Below are 17,186 nucleotides of genomic sequence, written 5' to 3'. Positions count from 1 at the left end.
GTCAAGAGTAAGGTAGGGTTATGATTTCAGGCATTTTAGTATCACCGGGTATCGCTTTTGGTAAGGCTCTCCTACTGAAAGAAGATGAAATTGTCATCAACCGGAAGAAAATCTCTGCAGATGATGTAGAGCAGGAAGTCTCACGTTTTCTTGCCGGCCGCGCCAAAGCGTCCGAGCAGTTGGAAGCGATCAAGACCAAAGCTGGCGAAACCTTCGGCGAAGAGAAAGAAGCTATCTTCGAAGGCCACATCATGCTGTTGGAAGACGAAGAGCTTGAGCAGGAAATCATAGCCCTAATCAAAGATGAGTTGGCCTCTGCGGACGCAGCTGCCTACACCATCATCGAAGGCCAGGCGAAAGCACTGGAAGAACTCGACGATGAATACCTGAAAGAACGTGCGGCCGACGTACGTGACATCGGTAAACGCCTGCTGCAGAACATTCTGGGCCTGGCTATCGTCGATCTGAGCGCCATCCAGGACGAAGTTATTCTGGTCGCGACCGATTTGACCCCGTCTGAGACCGCACAGTTGAACCTGGACAAAGTGCTGGGCTTCATCACCGATCTCGGCGGCCGGACTTCCCACACCTCCATTATGGCTCGCTCTCTGGAATTGCCGGCAATCGTAGGCACCAGCGACGTGACCAAGCAGGTGAAAAACGACGACTACCTGATTCTGGACGCGGTTAACAATAAAATTTACGTTAACCCAACCGCTGACGTTATCGATCAGCTGAAAGCCGAACAGAACCAGTACGTCACCGAGAAAAACGATCTGGCCAAGCTGAAAGATCTGCCGGCGATCACGCTGGACGGTCATCAGGTTGAAGTCTGCGCCAACATCGGCACCGTGCGCGACGTCGCGGGTGCAGAGCGCAACGGCGCTGAAGGCGTCGGCCTGTATCGTACCGAATTCCTGTTCATGGACCGCGATTCACTGCCAACCGAAGACGAGCAGTTCCAGGCTTATAAAGCCGTTGCGGAAGCCATGGGCTCACAAGCCGTGATCGTCCGTACCATGGACATCGGCGGCGACAAAGACCTGCCGTACATGAACCTGCCGAAAGAAGAGAACCCGTTCCTCGGCTGGCGCGCGATTCGTATCGCCATGGACCGCAGAGAAATCCTGCACGCGCAACTGCGCGCCATCCTGCGCGCTTCCGCGTTCGGTAAATTGCGCATCATGTTCCCGATGATCATTTCCGTGGAAGAAGTCCGCGATTTGAAAGGTGAAATCGAGACGCTGAAGGCGCAGCTGCGTGAAGAAGGCAAGGCGTTTGACGAAACCGTTGAAGTGGGCGTGATGGTGGAAACACCGGCTGCGGCGGTGATTGCTCACCACCTGGCGAAAGAAGTCGACTTCTTTAGTATTGGGACAAACGATCTAACCCAGTATACTCTGGCGGTAGATCGCGGCAATGAGCTGATTTCTCATCTCTATAACCCGATGTCCCCATCAGTGCTTGGCCTGATCAAACAGGTTATTGATGCATCTCATGCAGAAGGCAAGTGGACCGGTATGTGCGGTGAACTGGCTGGCGATGAGCGTGCTACACTGTTGTTATTGGGCATGGGGCTGGATGAGTTCAGCATGAGTGCGATTTCAATCCCGCGCATCAAGAAAATTATTCGTAATACTAATTTCGAAGATGTGAAGGCGTTGGCAGCGCAAGCCTTGGCACAGCCAACGGCGCAAGATCTGATGAATTGCGTGAATAAATTCATCGAAGAAAAGACGCTCTGCTAAACTTCCACGACACTGGAACGCCGCCCAATTTAATGCTTAGGAGAAGATCATGGGTTTGTTCGATAAACTGAAATCTCTGGTTTCTGATGACAAGAAAGACACGGGCACTATCGAGATCGTAGCTCCACTTTCTGGCGAAATCGTTAATATCGAAGATGTGCCTGACGTAGTATTTGCTGAAAAAATCGTTGGCGACGGTATTGCTATCAAACCTACCGGCAACAAAATGGTTGCCCCGGTTGACGGCACTATCGGTAAAATTTTCGAAACCAACCATGCTTTCTCTATCGAATCCGACAGCGGCATCGAGCTGTTTGTCCACTTCGGTATCGACACCGTTGAACTGAAAGGCGAAGGCTTCAAACGCATCGCTGAAGAAGGCCAACGCGTCAAGAAAGGTGATGTCGTTATCGAGTTCAACCTGGCCCTGCTGGAAGAGAAAGCCAAGTCTATCCTGACGCCGGTGGTTATCTCCAACATGGACGAGATCAAAGAGCTGATCAAACTGACCGGTAACGTCACCGTTGGCGAGACCCCGATCATCCGCATCAAGAAATAATTGCGAATGGCAATAAAAACGGCGCCCCTGGCGCCGTTTTTTTATGTCTGTCGTTCAAGCGAACGCCGCATGCGGCGCCCCTATGATCCGTTACTCAACTCCAGCGCGGGATGCGCAGGGTAATGATCAGTCCTTCCTGCTCGCCATTACGTGCCTCGACCTGCCCGCCATGCGCCAGCACCACCTTGCGGGTGATCGCCAACCCCAGCCCATAGCCCTTGCCCGACATCGCCGATTTCACCCTGACGAACGGATCAAAGATGCTGGAGAGCTTCGATTCTTCCACCCCCGGCCCCTGATCGCTGACCTCAATCTGGAACAGTTGGTCGATGCGCCTCAGCACCACCGTCACCCGCTGCCCATGGCTGGAGAAACGTAGCGCGTTACGCACGATATTATCCACCGCGCGCCGCATCAGCTCGGCATTGCCCTTGACGGTGTACTCCACATCCGAACTGGCTTGCAGCACAATTTCCACCCCAGGGATCTGCGCTTCGTAACGCGCGTCGCTCACTACCGCATCCACCAGCCCGTACAGGTCGAAATACTCCTCATCCGGCAGGCTGTTGCTCTCGGCACGCGACAGCGCCAGCAGTTCACCAATCATTTTATCCAGCCGCCCCGCTTCATGCTCAATGCGTTGCAGCGAGTTCTCGACGTTGCCTTCATTCTGCCGCGCCAGACCGATGGCTAACTGCAACCGCGCCAGCGGTGAGCGAAGTTCATGCGAGACGTCATGCAGCAACTGCTCACGAGCGCTGACCAACAGCTCCAGCCGTTCGGCCATGCTGTCAAAATCTCGCGCTACCTCGGACAGCTCATCATGCCGCCGACGCATTGCCGGGAACAGGCGCACCGACAGGTCGCCCTGCGCCACACGGTCAAAACCGTCACGCAGTTTGCGCATCGGCCGGGTCAGGTTCCAGGCCAGCACCGCGCTGAACAACAGGCCGGCCAAACCGCCCACCCAAAGCATCGGCGCGGGAATATTGAAGAAATGCGAACGCTTGTTCGGGCGATACTCTTCCCGCAGGCCGCGCATATCGTAACTTAACAAATAGCCCTTGCCTCCCTCACCCGCTACCCAGGCAGTGATCTCTTTCGGCATCCGACGACCTTCAAACACCGGCGTATCCGGCACCGGTGCCGGCGGCTGTGCCATCGGCGTCACTGACAGCAAACGGCGATCGTCATCCGACCAATCTTTCAACATGGCATCCAGCGCGGGCATCCCCCCGTTGCGCAGTTGCGTGGCGGCCGATGTCAGATGCAGTGTCACCACCCGGCGGGCCATCGCGTTTTCCGGCGGCTCATAGCGATCGCCATACAAAGAAAAAGCGACCCACAGCGCCTGGGTCATGATGATAAAAGTCAGCCAGAAGCCGAGCAGGATTTTCCAGAATAGTCTTCCGCGCATGGGCATTATCGGATGCGGTAGCCGATGCTGCGCACCGTCTCAATGCTGAGCGCGTTGTCCGTCAGCGCCCCCAGCTTCTGGCGGATATTGCTGATATGAACGTCAACGCTGCGGTCATAGGCTTCGCGCGGGCGTCCTAACCCTTTCTCTGACAGCTCGTCTTTTGATACCACACGTTCGGGCGCGCGCAGCAACAGCTCCAGCAGGTTGAACTCGGAAGCGGTCAGATCGAAGGGTTTACCGCGCCATTCGCTGCTGCGGGTCGACGGGTTAAGGGTCAGCTCTCCGAAATTGATGGCGATCTCGTCATCCACTTCCTCCGGACGCTCGTCGAAACGGCGCAGCACCGCACGCAGACGGGCCACCAGTTCGCGGGGATAGCATGGTTTGGGCATGTAGTCGTCGGCGCCCATTTCCAACCCGATAACCCGATCGATATTGTCGCCTTTGGCGGTCAGCATGATGATTGGCATGCGGCTTTTTTTACGTACGTCACGCAACACGTCAATGCCGCTCATGTCCGGCAGCATAATGTCGAGGATCATCGCGGTGTAATCGCCTGACAACGCACCTTCCACGCCCGCCTTGCCGGTCAGCACCAGCGTGGCGTTGAACCCTTCGCCAGTCAGGTATTCACTCAGCATGGTGCCGAGTTCGAGGTCATCATCGACCAATAAAATTTTCATGCCTTACTCCTTCGCGGATTTTCGTCATTTTCACGCCTATTTGTCTGCTTCGCAGCCGGTTTTACTCAATCCTTACATATTCCTGAACGCCACTTAACCGCGGCCCGGCCGACGGCGCGTTAAATTAGTGCCAACAGATTTTCGCCACGCTTTTATGTCAGGGAAGCTTATCCTCATGCCATCGTTTCAACGCTTAAAACGCTATTTGCTGCCCACTGTTATTGTGGCTGCTATCGCCCTATTTCTCTACTTCCGATCCCAAGGCGATACAGAAACGCCCCGTTATATCACTGCGGTGGCGCAAACGCGTGACCTGGAACAAACGGTATTGGCCGACGGCACGATTGAGGCGCAAAAGCAGGTCAGCGTCGGCGCCCAGGTATCGGGCCAGATAAAGGCCCTGTACGTGGCGCTGGGCGACAAAGTGCATAAAGGCCAGCGGGTGGCCGAGATTGACGACTTAACCCAGCAGAACGCCCTGAGGGACGCGGAAGCGGCATTGAAAAACGTTGAGGCGCAGCGTGCCTCCAAAATGGCGGCGTTACACAACAACCAGCTCGCTTATCAGCGCCAGCAGGCCATCGTGGCGCGCGGCGTTGGCGTACGGGCCGATTTGGACAGCGCCCAGGCTACGCTAGTTGCCACCCGCGCCGACATCAATGCTCTGGACGCCCAGATCGTTCAGGCGCAGATCGCGGTCAATACCGCGCAGGTCAACCTCGGTTATACCAAAATCACCTCGCCTATCGACGGCACCATCGTCGCTCTGCCGGTAGAAGAAGGCCAAACGGTGAACGCGGTACAAAGCGCGCCCACCCTCGTCAAAGTCGCCCAACTGGCCACCATGACTGTCGAAGCGCAAATTTCCGAAGCCGATGTGGTCAAGGTGAAAACCGGCATGCCGGTCTATTTCACCATCCTCGGCGAGCCGGGCAAGCGCTACAGCACCCAACTGCGGGCGATAGAGCCGGCGCCGGACTCCATCAATGACGAAACCACCTCGACCAGCACCAGCAGTTCCAGCAGCACCTCCAGCACCAGCACCGCGATTTACTACAACGGCCTGTTCGATGTGGCAAACCCGGACGGGGCACTGCGCATCTCAATGACCGCACAGGTGTATATCGTGTTGGCCAAAGCGGAAAATGCCGTGGTGATCCCCGCAACCGCGTTGCAAGGCGACTGGGTGCAGGTGGTCGATAAACAGGGCAATATCGCCCGCCGCCCGGTCAAGGTCGGTATCAATAACAACGTCGATGCACAGATTATCAGCGGCGTATTGGCCGGCGAGAAAGTGATTGTCAGTCAGATTAATCCCGCGACTCAAAGCCATACCGGGCGCATGGGCCCGCCGCCGATGGGGATGTGATGATGAACCCAGCGCCTCTGCTGCAACTGCGCGGCATCAGCCGCCGTTTTCAGGCCGGTGAGCAAAACGTCACCGTGCTGAACAATATTCATCTCACTATTGCCCAAGGCGAAATGGTGGCCATCGTGGGCGCTTCCGGCTCCGGCAAATCAACGCTGATGAACATTCTCGGCTGTCTTGATCGCCCAAGCGACGGCGATTATCAGGTGGCCGGCCGCAGTACCGGGCAATTGGATCGCGACAGCCTGGCCGAACTGCGCCGCGAACACTTCGGTTTTATTTTTCAGCGTTACCATTTGCTGGGCGATCTTAGTGCACAGGGTAACGTGGAAGTTCCGGCAGTGTATGCCGGCCATTCGCGCAGCGCGCGCCAACAACGCGCCGCCGATCTGCTGCAAAGGCTCGGTCTGGCGCAACGGCTGAATTACCGCCCCAGCCAGCTCTCCGGCGGGCAGCAGCAACGCGTCAGTATCGCCCGCGCACTGATGAACGGCGGTGAGGTGATCCTGGCGGACGAACCAACCGGCGCGCTGGACAGCCACAGCGGGCAAGAGGTGATGAGTATTCTGAAAGACCTGCACGCTCGCGGCCACACGGTAGTGATTGTCACCCACGACATGCAGATCGCCGAACATGCCCAGCGTATCATTGAGCTTAGCGACGGCGAGATTATCGCCGACCGGCAGAAAACGGCCCAAACCGTCGCACGCCTGCCGAAGGCGCCGGATACCGCCGTCGGCCGCTGGCAATCGCAGCGCGATCGCTTGCGCGAGGCATTCAAAATGGCGCTGCTGGCGATGGCCTCCCAGCGCCTGCGCACCCTGTTGACCATGCTCGGCATTATCATCGGCATCGCTTCGGTAGTGTCGGTGGTAGCGCTGGGCAAAGGTTCTCAGCAACAGGTGCTGGCGAACATCAACGCCATGGGCACCAGCACGCTGGAGATTTATCCGGGCAAGGATTTCGGCGATATGCGCTCTGCCGCGGTGCAAACGTTGCGGGCCACCGACGCCGACGCGCTGGCGCAGCAGGGCTACGTGCACAGCGTCACGCCGACCGTTTCCAGTAGCACCACCTTGCGCTATGGCAATCAATCGGTCAGCGGTACGGTCAATGGCGTCGGCGAACAGTATTTTCTGGTGCGCGGCTACCACATCGACAGCGGCATGGCATTTAACCGCCATAGCGTCGATCACCTGATGCAGGAAGCGGTAATCGACGAAAATACCCGCGACAAGCTGTTTCCCCACGGTGCCAACCCGCTTGGCGAGGTGATCCTGCTTGGCTCACTGCCCTGTCGCATCATCGGCGTCGCGGCCAAAAAGCAGAGCGGCTTCGGCAGCGATGAGAATCTGAACGTCTGGATCCCCTACACCACCGCCATGAAACGCATGCTGGGCCAGAGCTACCTGAAAAGCATCACCGTGCGGGTTAACGACGATATCGATCTCACCAGCGCCGAAGACGGCGTCACCCGGCTGCTGAGCCAGCGTCATGGTGGCAAGGACTTCTTCGTGATGAATACCGACAGCATTCGCCAGACCATTGAAAAGACCACCGCCACTCTGACGCTGTTGGTGTCGATGATCGCCTTGATTTCGCTGGTGGTGGGCGGCATTGGGGTAATGAACATCATGCTGGTGTCCGTCACCGAACGTACGCGTGAAATCGGCGTGCGCATGGCGGTTGGCGCCCGCGCCAGCGATATCATGCAGCAGTTTTTAATTGAGGCGGTGCTGGTGTGCCTGCTGGGAGGCGCGCTGGGGGTACTGTTGTCGCTGGGGATTGGCGTACTGTTCAGCCAATTCAGCGACAATTTCACCATGGTTTATTCCACCGAATCAATCGTCGCGGCGTTTATCTGTTCGACGCTGATCGGGGTGATTTTTGGCTTCTTCCCGGCGAAACGCGCCGCCGGGATGGATCCGATCCATGCGTTGGAAAGGGAATGACACTCAGTCAAAAACGCCGGTGGAGAGGTAGCGATCGCCGCGATCGCAGATGATCGCCACAATGACGCTGCCCGGGCTGGCCGCCGCGATCCGCAACGCACCGGCTACGGCACCGCCGGAACTGACGCCGCAGAAAATGCCTTCGCGCTGCGCCAGTTGACGCATGGTTTGCTCGGCATCGATTTGTTCGATGTCCAGCACCTGGTCCACCAGATCCGGGCGGAAGATGCCCGGCAGATAGGCCGGTGCCCAACGGCGAATACCGGGAATATTGCTGCCTTCCGCCGGTTGCAGGCCAATGATCTGCACCTGCGGATTTTGGCTCTTCAGGTAGCCGCCCACCCCGGTAATGGTGCCGGTGGTACCCATGCTGGAGACGAAATGGGTCACCCGCTGATGGCTCTGCTGCCAGATTTCCGGCCCGGTGGTGGTGAAGTGGGCGTAAGGATTGTCCAGATTATTGAACTGATCCAGCACCTTGCCCTGCCCCTGGTTCTGCATCTCCAGCGCCAGGTCGCGCGCACCTTCCATGCCCACTTCACGACTGACCAGGATCAGCTCTGCGCCATAGGCACGCATCGCTGCCTGACGCTCCAGGCTCATGTTTTCCGGCATCAGCAAGGTCAAAGAATAGCCTTTCAACGCCGCGATCATCGCCAGCGCAATGCCGGTGTTCCCACTGGTAGCCTCAATCAGCCGGTCGCCGGGTTTTATCTCGCCGCGCAGTTCCGCCTGCTGGATCATCGCCAGCGCAGCCCGATCCTTCACCGAGCCCGCCGGGTTATTGCCTTCCAGTTTGACCCAAACCTCGCTGCCCAGTCCTGCGGCCAGACGTTGTAATTTTACCAGCGGGGTATTGCCGATGCATTGTTCAAGCGTTGTCACGATCTTTGCCTGTGTGTTGAAGTGCGTAATGTAAAAAGGCAACCCCGGGGTTGCCTTTAAAATGATGTTGGGAGGTAAAAACTATCAGGCGCTTTTAGCTAACGCAACAGGTTGTAGCAGTTGATCGCCGGCGTACAGGCGCGCATTCAGACTGCCAACGTAGTAACGGCCACCGCGTACCGGCGGCTCATTGCCGTCCGGCAATACCACGCTGATAGGTTCCTGATGCCAACCGATCGGCTGGACGGTCATCTGCCAGAAGTGACCGCGCGGGCTGACCTCCAGCACCTGCACCGGCAACGGGCAGCGCTCGCTGCTCTCGGTGCCGACTTCCATTTCCCAAGGCCGCAGGAACAGATCCACGCTGCCCTGATGCATCGGCTGGAACGACAGCGGCCACTGGTGCGCGCCGACGAACAGCTGCGAACCGCGGATTTCGCCGCTCAGGCGGTTCACTTCGCCCATAAATTCCAGCACAAAGCGGCTGGCCGGCTCGCGGACAATCTCTTCCGGCGAACCTACCTGCTCAATATTACCCTGGCTCATCACCACGATGCGGTCGGCCACTTCCATCGCCTCTTCCTGATCGTGGGTAACGAACACGCTGGTAAACTTCAGCTCTTCATGCAACTGACGCAACCAGCGGCGCAGCTCTTTACGTACCTGCGCATCCAACGCGCCGAAAGGTTCGTCCAGCAACAGAATTTGCGGCTCCACCGCCAGTGCACGCGCCAAAGCGACGCGCTGCTTCTGGCCGCCGGAAAGCTGCGACGGGTAGCGGTTGGCCAAATGACCCAGTTGCACCATTTCCAACAGTTGGGTTACTTTTTGTTTGATCGCCGCCGCATTCGGACGCTCACGACGCGGCAGCACGCTCAGGCCAAAAGCGATGTTATCGAACACCGTCATATGGCGAAACAGCGCGTAATGCTGGAACACGAAGCCCACCCGACGATCGCGGGCATGGACATGGCTGACGTCGGTGCCGTGGAAGCCCAGCTTGCCGCCGCTCTGGCTTTCCAGCCCGGCGATAATGCGCAGCAGCGTGGTTTTACCGGAGCCCGACGGCCCCAGCAGCGCCACCATCTCACCAGAGGCAATGTCGAGCGAGATATCGTTCAATACCTTGGTACGACCGAAAAACTTGTTGATGCCGTTAATCTCAATGCTCATGATTTTCCTCCCGCTCGAGACGTGCATTCTGACGTTCCAGACGCCATTGCAGGCCACTCTTCAAAAATAGGGTCACTATCGCCATCAGGGTCAGTAACCCGGCGGCGGTAAAGGAGCCAACAGTGTTGTAATCCTGTTGCAATAACTCGACCTGCAGCGGCAGGCTAAACGTCTCGCCGCGAATAGAACCGGACACTACCGAGACCGCACCGAACTCACCAATGGCGCGCGCGTTGGTCAACACCACGCCGTACAGCAGCGCCCAGCGAATGTTCGGCAGCGTCACCCGGCGGAACATCTGCCAGCCGGAAGCGCCCAACAAAATGGCGGCCTCGTCTTCCTGACTGCCCTGGCTGAGCATCATCGGCACCAGCTCACGCACCACGAACGGGCAGGTAACGAAAATGGTCACCAGCACCATGCCCGGCCAGGAGAACATGACCTGGATATTGTGCGTATCCAGCCAACCGCCCAGCAGGCCATTGCTGCCGTAAAACAGCAGGTAAATCAGCCCCGCCACCACCGGTGAAACGGCGAACGGGATGTCGATCAATGTCAGCAACAGCTGGCGTCCCGGGAAGGTGAAACGCGTCACCAACCATGCCAGCAGGGTACCGAACACCAGATTAAACGGTACGGTAATCAGGGCAATCAGCACCGTCAGCCAGATGGCGTGCAACATGTCGCGATCGACCAGGTTGCCCCACATCGCGCCAACGCCCTTGGAAAAGGCCTCGGCGAAAATCGAAATGATCGGCACCACCAGCAGCAATACCGAAAACAGCACGCCGATACCGATCAGCGTCCACTTGCCCCAATTGACGCGCGGGCGTTCGACGCCGTTGAACTCAGAGATATCCGCCATCAGTGCCCCCCGATGCGTCGGCCAAAGCGGCTTTGCAGAACGTTAATGCTGAACAGCAACAGCAGCGAAGCCGCCAGGATCACCGAGGCAATCGCACTGGCCGCCGGATAATCGAATTCCTGCAAACGCACAAAAATCATCAGCGAGGTCACTTCCGTCTTCCAGGCGATGTTGCCGGCGATAAAAATCACTGCGCCAAACTCGCCCAGGCTGCGGGTAAAAGAGATCGCCGTACCGGCCAGCAGCGCCGGTGCCAACTCCGGCATCACCACGCGGCGAAAACTCTGCCAGCGGGTTGCGCCCAGGGTTTCGGCCGCTTCTTCGTACTCCGGCCCCAGCTCTTCCAATACCGGCTGAACGGTGCGCACCACGAATGGCAGGCTGGTAAAGGCCATCGCCACCGCAATGCCGAGCCAGGTGAACGTCACCTTGATGTCAAAATGCGCCAGCCATTGGCCATACCAACCGGTGGTGGAGAACAACCCCGCCAGCGTCAGACCGGCCACCGCCGTCGGCAGTGCGAACGGCAGATCGATCAGACCGTCCAACAGCGTGCGTCCTGGAAAACGATAGCGAGTCAGGATCCAGGCCATCAGCATGCCGAACACCGCGTTAAACAGGCTGGCGACACCCGCCGCCAGCAGCGTGACCTTATAGGCCGCAACCACCTGCGGGTTGGAAACCACGTCCCAATACTGAGCCAGACTCATCTGCGCCAACTGCATCACCAGCGCGCTGAGCGGCAGCAGCAAGATCAGGCAGGTATAAAACAGGCTGCTTCCCAGGCTGAGGCCAAAACCAGGCAGAACCCGTTTGCTGGTCAACAACATTACTTATGCCCTGCCGCTAACAGTTGATCCAACTCACCACCGGTAGAGAAATGCGTTTTCATCACCTGCGGCCAACCGCCAAACTGATCTTCTACACGGAACAGTTTGGTCTGCGGGAATTGCCCCTTCGCTGCCGCCATCGCCTGCTTGTCGTAAACGCGATAGTAGAAGCTGGTGATCACTTGCTGCGCGGCCGGGCTGTAGAGGTAATTCAGGTAATCTTTGGCGGCCTGTTCAGTGCCATTTCTTTCCACGTTTTTGTCGACCCAGGCCACCGGGAACTCCGCCAGAATATCGACCGGCGGCACGATCACCTGATATTTGTCTTCGCCATACTGCTTGCGGATATTGTTCACTTCCGACTCAAAACTGATCAGCACGTCACCCAGGCCGCGCTCCACGAAAGTGGTGGTCGCGCCGCGACCGCCGGTGTCAAACACCAGCACGTTTTTCAGGAAACGGGTCATAAAGGCGCGAGTTTTGGCCTGATCGTTGCCGTCAGCCTGGCTGGCGGCCCCCCAGGCAGCCAGATAGGTATAACGGCCGTTGCCGGAGGTTTTCGGGTTCGGGAACACCAGCTTCACATCGTCGCGTACCAAATCGTTCCAGCTGTGAATGCCTTTCGGATTGTCCTTGCGCACCAGGAAGGCCATGGTGGAATAGAAAGGTGAGCTGTTGTTCGGTAAGCGGGCCTGCCAGTCAGCCGGGATCAGTTGGCCGCGATCGTGCAGGATCTGCACGTCGGTCACCTGGTTGTAGGTGACTACGTCGGCGCGTAACCCCTGCAAGATAGCCAACGCCTGCTTGGAAGAGCCGGCATGAGATTGCTTGATGGTCAGCTTGTCGCCCGGATGCTGTTGGTTCCACTGCTGTTCAAAACCCGGGTTCAGTGCAGTAAACAATTCACGGGAAACGTCATAAGAGCTGTTCAGCAGTTCAGCGGCCGAAACGGTACCGCCGGCTAACAGCAATGCCGCCAGCCCGCTTTTCAGCATGAAATTTTTAACCCGTGTTTGTTTCATTGTGCACCTTATAACTGAATCAATCCGCCGGGCTTTCGCCCTGATGTTGACCAGTGTATTTATAACTAGGTGCGGAGCTGTAACGCTTTTATATACCGTTTAGTGATTTTCAAGCATCAAACGCTATAAGGCAGGGGCAGAGCGGCATGGCAGAGAGGAGGCTAACCCGGCGCCGGCATGGCCGACCCCGGGGAATAGGTTAAAGCGACAACAGACGCGTCAACGATGGCGCAAAGTAATAGCTGCCGGTCACCGCGCGGCTGAAGCGCAGCATCGCATCGCGTTTACCGTCCAGATCGCCAAACATGCTCAGCAGTTGTTTTTCGATGTTATGCAGGCGCGCGCAATAGGCGATGAAATACAGCCCGTGTTTGCCGCTGGCGGTGCCGTAAGGCAGGCTCTGACGCAGGATTTTCAGGCCTTTGCCGTCTTCTTTCAGATCGACGCGGCTGACATGCGAGGTGTCCGGGCGCTGCTCCGGCGGCAACTCTTCGCTGTCGTGCTTGGTACGGCCGATGATCTGTTCCTGCTGTTCGGTGGTAAAGCGCTGCCACTGGCGCAGGTTGTGTTCGTAACGTTGCACCAGCACGTAGCTGCCGCCTGCGTCTTCTTCTCCCTCGCCGATCACCGCCACTTCAGGACGTTGGTCGCCCTGCGGGTTTTCAGTGCCGTCGATAAAGCCGCTCAGATCGCGCTCTTCCACCCAGCGGAATCCGTGGGTTTCTTCTTCGATTTTGATGGCGTTGCCGAACGCCGCCAGCGCTGCCTGTGCCAGCGTAAAGTTAACGTCATGACGCAGGGATTGAATATGGATCAGCAGGTCGCGCTGAGTGGCCGGAGCCAGCCCTTTACCCAGCGGGGTGAATGGCTTCAGCTCTTTGGCGCCCTGGCCGTTGGACAGGTCGTGCCAAACGTCGTAGCCAAAGGCGATCACCGCGCCCAAATGCGCATCGGGAAACTGCTGTTGCAGCTCGGTCAACGTCTGGCAAAACTGCTTGCAGCCCTGGCGCAAATCGGCAAACTCGCCCTGCACGGTGGCTTCCATAAAAATGGCGAAGCGGCAGTGTTCCAATAAAATACCGCTCTGAACCTGTGTCATTGTCGTTATCCTCAAGACCATCATCGGGTAACAGGTCGCTGTTTACGCAGGGATCTCCTGTTACGAATTCGCAGTATCATACCCGATGAAAACAGGATTGCCTTGTATCAGCGCAAAGAAAATAGGGATACCCGTTACCGGACAACGCCACGCGCGAGTGTCGGTAATGTGGCATTCGGCAGGGATTAAAACCGGATCAATCAGGGGCGCCGCAGAGTGGGCGCCCGGAAAGAAAGGCTTATTGAGGTTTGGCGTGCCAGATGATCTTGCTGACCGTCCAGTCTTTCAGGGTGTCATCCGGTGGGATGATCTCCTGCGAGCCGGCCCACTTGCCATCGAAGATATAAGTGACGTACTTGCTCTGTTGTGCCACGCACTCGACCTTGCCGGCATCGTCGCCGTCGGCCGGTTTACAGGAGCCGAACGCCTTGCTGTACAGGTCACTGAATGGCGTGCCGAGCTTGCTGCCCCACTCGGTCGCGACCTTGCTGTCCATCACGTCCACGCGCTGCACGTGGCCCTTGGGTTCACCGGTGATCACCAGCTTCACGTCGTTGCCGTCCATCGCCTGGTAGTAAGAAACAATCTTGCCCTGGCTGGTAGCCATGCCGCCACGCAGACGGTAATCACCGTTCAGCCCGTCGTTAATGGCGCTTTCCGACATCGGGGTACCGGCATTGAGACCGCCAACGCCCTTGGCGCTGACTTCAGCGCTGCTGCCAAACCAGTTGAGCGGCGACAGGCTGGACCAAGAGAGATTGGACATCGTCGAACAGCCGGTCAGTAACAGCGGAAGCCCTAACAGCAGTGGGCGAATATTCATTTTTAGCTCCTTAACATCAATGGCGGGGCACAGCCTACGCTGCCCTGCCGCACTTGGCGTTTTGCTGCGTGTCAGCCTCTCATAACTGCCCACGCTTCGCCATCGGTTGCGAGCTTGGAGTGCGGAAAATGAGAAAAGTGCCGCACTCTTAGGCAATTAACCCGCCTCATCCTGCACGGTGAAACAGGCCTTCAGGCGCACATTCAGCAACAGGTAGGCCAGCGCCAGCGCATCGAGCAACGCCAGCACGCTATCCAGCGCCGAAGGATTGTCGTCTTGCTGCCACAGGCTGAACAGGGAGCCGCCCAGCGCCGCCAGCAGCGAAGCGCCCAATATCCAGCGCCAGGCGCGCCACAGCCGCGGCCACTGGTGGCGACGCGGGGCAATCAAAAACGCCAGTGCGGCCGGTAACCCCAGCGCGATGCCGTACCAGAACCATTGGGTATCCGGGTAAAACAACGACAGCAGGCCCTCCCCCTGTTGACGCGACACTGCGGCCATCACAAACAGGATCCAGGTGCGGGCCTGTAAAACCAGCACGGCCCAAAACCACAGCGGCAACCGCAGCGCGCCATGATGATCGTAATCATCGGGGGAAAAACGGTGTGGGAGTGGTTTCAACGTCGATTCCTTGCCAATATCATGGTGACTCTTTCAAATGGGAGCCGTATTTCTGGTTTTCAATGCGCAGGCTTAAGAACCCCTTAAGATTTTCATGCTTTACTTAACCCCATCAAACCAGCAGTCCTGTTTGGCAGGGCTTTAATCCTCGATAGAGATAAGGAAGCTAAAGATGAAAAAATATACCCTGGCCGCATTAATTGCTCTGTGCAGCGCCCCCGTTCTGGCACAGCAAGGCGGGTTCCTCGATCCAGCGGCACCGCAAATGCACACCCAAAACACTCAGCAAGGCGGTTTCTCCGGCCCTAGCGCAGCATTGACCACCGTAGACAAGGTCAAATCAATGAGTGATGACACCTGGGTGATGCTGCAGGGCAACATTGAACAGCGCGTCGGCGACGACACCTATACTTTCCGCGACGCCAGCGGCACCCTGACGGTGGAGATCGACAAAAAACGCTGGAACGGTCAGACCATCACCCCGAAAGATAAAGTGCAATTAGAAGGGAAAGTGGATAAAGACTGGAGCAACGTGGAAGTCGACGTGAAAACCATCAAAAAACTGCCTTAACGCGCAGTTTGGGCGGTGAAAACTCACCGCCCAAAACAACACTCAATATTCCTGATCTTCGATCAACCGCTTGCCCAGGCTGGTAATGCCCTGGATCTCGTAACCAAGCTTTTCGTACATCTCGATCACCGTGTCGTTATCTTCACGCACCATCAGCTGGATCTTCGGACAACCGCGCGCGATCAGCTTTTTCTCCAACCGACTGATCAACGCATTGGCGATACCGCGCCCGCGATAATCCGGATGAACCCCGAGATAATAAGCCGAGCCTCGGTGGCCGTCATACCCGCCCATCACCGATCCCACGACTTCCCCGCCCACTTCCGCGACCAGAAACAGCTCCGGATCGTGATTCAGTTTGCGCTCAATATCCATCTCGGGATCGTTCCACGGCCGCAGCAGATCGCAGCGCTCCCACAGGGTAATGACTTCTTCAAAGTCGTCTTGTCGAAATACGCGAATTTCCATCGATGTTCGCCGCTGTTAATTAAGGTGTTTATCTGATTATCGCGTGATTATTCACTTACGCAATATCAAACTGCGATTTCCCCGCCCAATAATGTAGAAATCACCGGTTACCCGCGTAATAAATGGACATAGTTATCCGGTCGATTAATGATTATCAATACGATATAACGTCGCAAAATAGAATTTGTCGATGGAGCGTAGCGTTATGAAAAAGCAGGTTAAACAATTCCTCAATTTTAAACCGCTCTCCGTTTCCCCCACGCGACGCCAATTACTGCTCTCCGGCCTGGCCCTGGTGCTGCTCGGCAGCAAAAGCCAAACGGCCAAAGCCGAGTCCGGCGGCATGCTGCGTCAGCAACACGCCAAACCGGCCCCTAAACCCACCGGCAGCAAAAGACTGGTGATGATCGATCCCGGTCACGGCGGTATCGACTCCGGAGCCGTCGGCAGCGAAGGTTCGCAGGAAAAACACGTGGTGCTGGAGATCGCCAACCACGTACGTCGTATCCTGCACGAACAGGAACACGTCGAAGTGCGCCTGACGCGGGAAGAAGACGAATTTATCCCGCTGTTTCAACGGGTGGAGATTGCCCACCAGCATCAGGCGGACCTGTTTATCTCCATTCATGCCGACGGTTTTACCAGCCCGGAAGCCTCCGGCGCCTCGGTATTCGCCCTGTCCAATCGCGGTGCCAGCAGCGCCATGGCGCGCTATCTGTCCAACCGTGAAAATGCCGCCGACGACGTGGCCGGGGGCAAATACAAAAACCAGGACAACTATCTGCAACAGGTGCTGTTCGATTTGGTGCAGACCGATACCATCAATAACAGCCTGACGCTCGGTCGCCATGTGCTCGGCCAGATCCGCCCGGTGCACCATCTGCACAGCAACAGCACCGAACAGGCGGCCTTTGCGGTGCTGAAATCTCCGTCGATTCCGTCGGTGCTGGTCGAAACGTCCTTCATCACCAACCCGGCGGAAGAGCGCCTGCTTGGCACCACCGCATTTCGCGAGAAAATCGCGCGGGCTATCGCCGACGGCGTGATCAGTTTCTTCAGCTATTACGATGCGCACCAACGAAAACCCGGCTGATACTG

Annotated in this window: 17 protein-coding genes; 6 read left to right on the top strand and 11 right to left on the bottom strand. The window is 57.3% G+C overall.

Annotation, left to right across the window (positions count from 1 at the left end):
* Positions 1–20 precede the first annotated feature (20 nt).
* Positions 21–1,748, top strand: a complete 1,728-nt coding sequence (gene ptsI, locus ACGS9J_RS23525; protein ID WP_442233081.1) for a phosphoenolpyruvate-protein phosphotransferase PtsI — start codon at positions 21–23, stop codon at positions 1,746–1,748.
* A gap of 49 nt (positions 1,749–1,797) precedes the next feature.
* Positions 1,798–2,307, top strand: coding sequence for a PTS glucose transporter subunit IIA (gene crr, locus ACGS9J_RS23520; RefSeq protein WP_012146162.1), 510 nt, complete (start codon positions 1,798–1,800; stop codon positions 2,305–2,307).
* Between the two features lie 94 nt (positions 2,308–2,401).
* On the opposite strand, the gene ACGS9J_RS23515 is transcribed toward crr, so the two are convergent.
* Both ACGS9J_RS23515 and ACGS9J_RS23510 read right to left on the bottom strand, forming a co-directional pair.
* Complete coding sequence (locus ACGS9J_RS23515; protein WP_442233080.1) at positions 2,402–3,724, bottom strand: ATP-binding protein; 1,323 nt, start codon at positions 3,722–3,724, stop codon at positions 2,402–2,404.
* A 5-nt stretch (positions 3,725–3,729) separates the two neighbouring features.
* Positions 3,730–4,410, bottom strand: coding sequence for a response regulator transcription factor (locus ACGS9J_RS23510; protein WP_020827993.1), 681 nt, complete (start codon positions 4,408–4,410; stop codon positions 3,730–3,732).
* 175 nt (positions 4,411–4,585) lie between these two features.
* Between ACGS9J_RS23510 and ACGS9J_RS23505 the strand changes: the two genes are divergently transcribed.
* Entirely contained in the window at positions 4,586–5,779 is a 1,194-nt protein-coding gene (locus ACGS9J_RS23505; RefSeq protein ID WP_442233079.1) for an efflux RND transporter periplasmic adaptor subunit, read from the top strand.
* 2 nt (positions 5,780–5,781) lie between these two features.
* A complete protein-coding gene (locus ACGS9J_RS23500; protein ID WP_442233109.1) occupies positions 5,782–7,731 on the top strand; it encodes a MacB family efflux pump subunit in 1,950 nt (649 codons plus the stop codon).
* A gap of 3 nt (positions 7,732–7,734) precedes the next feature.
* Here ACGS9J_RS23500 and cysM read toward each other — a convergent pair whose 3' ends face one another.
* The 8 genes from cysM to ACGS9J_RS23460 form a co-directional block, all read right to left on the bottom strand.
* The gene (gene cysM / locus ACGS9J_RS23495; RefSeq protein ID WP_442233078.1) at positions 7,735–8,616 is read right to left on the bottom strand and encodes a cysteine synthase CysM; all 882 of its coding nucleotides are present in this window, start codon (positions 8,614–8,616) and stop codon (positions 7,735–7,737) included.
* Between the two features lie 84 nt (positions 8,617–8,700).
* Positions 8,701–9,789, bottom strand: coding sequence for a sulfate/thiosulfate ABC transporter ATP-binding protein CysA (gene cysA, locus ACGS9J_RS23490; RefSeq protein ID WP_442233077.1), 1,089 nt, complete (start codon positions 9,787–9,789; stop codon positions 8,701–8,703).
* Complete coding sequence (gene cysW / locus ACGS9J_RS23485; protein WP_442233076.1) at positions 9,779–10,654, bottom strand: sulfate/thiosulfate ABC transporter permease CysW; 876 nt, start codon at positions 10,652–10,654, stop codon at positions 9,779–9,781. Before cysW ends, cysA begins: the two co-directional genes overlap by 11 nt.
* Entirely contained in the window at positions 10,654–11,484 is an 831-nt protein-coding gene (gene cysT, locus ACGS9J_RS23480) for a sulfate/thiosulfate ABC transporter permease CysT (protein WP_442233075.1), read from the bottom strand. Before cysT ends, cysW begins: the two co-directional genes overlap by 1 nt.
* Entirely contained in the window at positions 11,484–12,506 is a 1,023-nt protein-coding gene (locus tag ACGS9J_RS23475) for a sulfate ABC transporter substrate-binding protein (RefSeq protein ID WP_442233074.1), read from the bottom strand. Before ACGS9J_RS23475 ends, cysT begins: the two co-directional genes overlap by 1 nt.
* A gap of 199 nt (positions 12,507–12,705) precedes the next feature.
* Positions 12,706–13,605: a Dyp-type peroxidase gene (locus ACGS9J_RS23470; protein ID WP_442233073.1), complete on the bottom strand. Its 900-nt coding sequence runs from the start codon at positions 13,603–13,605 to the stop codon at positions 12,706–12,708.
* A gap of 238 nt (positions 13,606–13,843) precedes the next feature.
* The gene (locus ACGS9J_RS23465; RefSeq protein ID WP_442233072.1) at positions 13,844–14,428 is read right to left on the bottom strand and encodes an RpoE-regulated lipoprotein; all 585 of its coding nucleotides are present in this window, start codon (positions 14,426–14,428) and stop codon (positions 13,844–13,846) included.
* A 156-nt stretch (positions 14,429–14,584) separates the two neighbouring features.
* Positions 14,585–15,049 carry a DUF2919 domain-containing protein gene (locus tag ACGS9J_RS23460; protein ID WP_442233071.1) on the bottom strand — a complete coding sequence of 155 codons (465 nt, stop codon included), beginning with the start codon at positions 15,047–15,049 and terminating at the stop codon, positions 14,585–14,587.
* 172 nt (positions 15,050–15,221) lie between these two features.
* Here ACGS9J_RS23460 and ACGS9J_RS23455 point away from each other — a divergent pair, with 172 nt between their 5' ends.
* The gene (locus tag ACGS9J_RS23455) at positions 15,222–15,620 is read left to right on the top strand and encodes a YgiW/YdeI family stress tolerance OB fold protein (RefSeq protein WP_442233070.1); all 399 of its coding nucleotides are present in this window, start codon (positions 15,222–15,224) and stop codon (positions 15,618–15,620) included.
* A 42-nt stretch (positions 15,621–15,662) separates the two neighbouring features.
* Here the strand turns inward: ACGS9J_RS23455 and ACGS9J_RS23450 are convergent, their stop codons facing one another.
* Complete coding sequence (locus ACGS9J_RS23450; protein WP_442233069.1) at positions 15,663–16,088, bottom strand: GNAT family acetyltransferase; 426 nt, start codon at positions 16,086–16,088, stop codon at positions 15,663–15,665.
* A gap of 205 nt (positions 16,089–16,293) precedes the next feature.
* Between ACGS9J_RS23450 and amiA the strand changes: the two genes are divergently transcribed.
* Positions 16,294–17,181 carry an N-acetylmuramoyl-L-alanine amidase AmiA gene (gene amiA, locus ACGS9J_RS23445; protein WP_442233068.1) on the top strand — a complete coding sequence of 296 codons (888 nt, stop codon included), beginning with the start codon at positions 16,294–16,296 and terminating at the stop codon, positions 17,179–17,181.
* The last annotated feature ends 5 nt before the right edge of the window (positions 17,182–17,186 follow it).

This window comes from Serratia quinivorans, from assembly GCF_052113645.1.
GTDB classification, from domain to species: Bacteria; Pseudomonadota; Gammaproteobacteria; order Enterobacterales; family Enterobacteriaceae; genus Serratia; species Serratia quinivorans_B.
The sequence above is the reverse complement of the archived record's forward strand: the minus strand, read 5'-3'. Positions and strand labels throughout refer to the sequence as shown.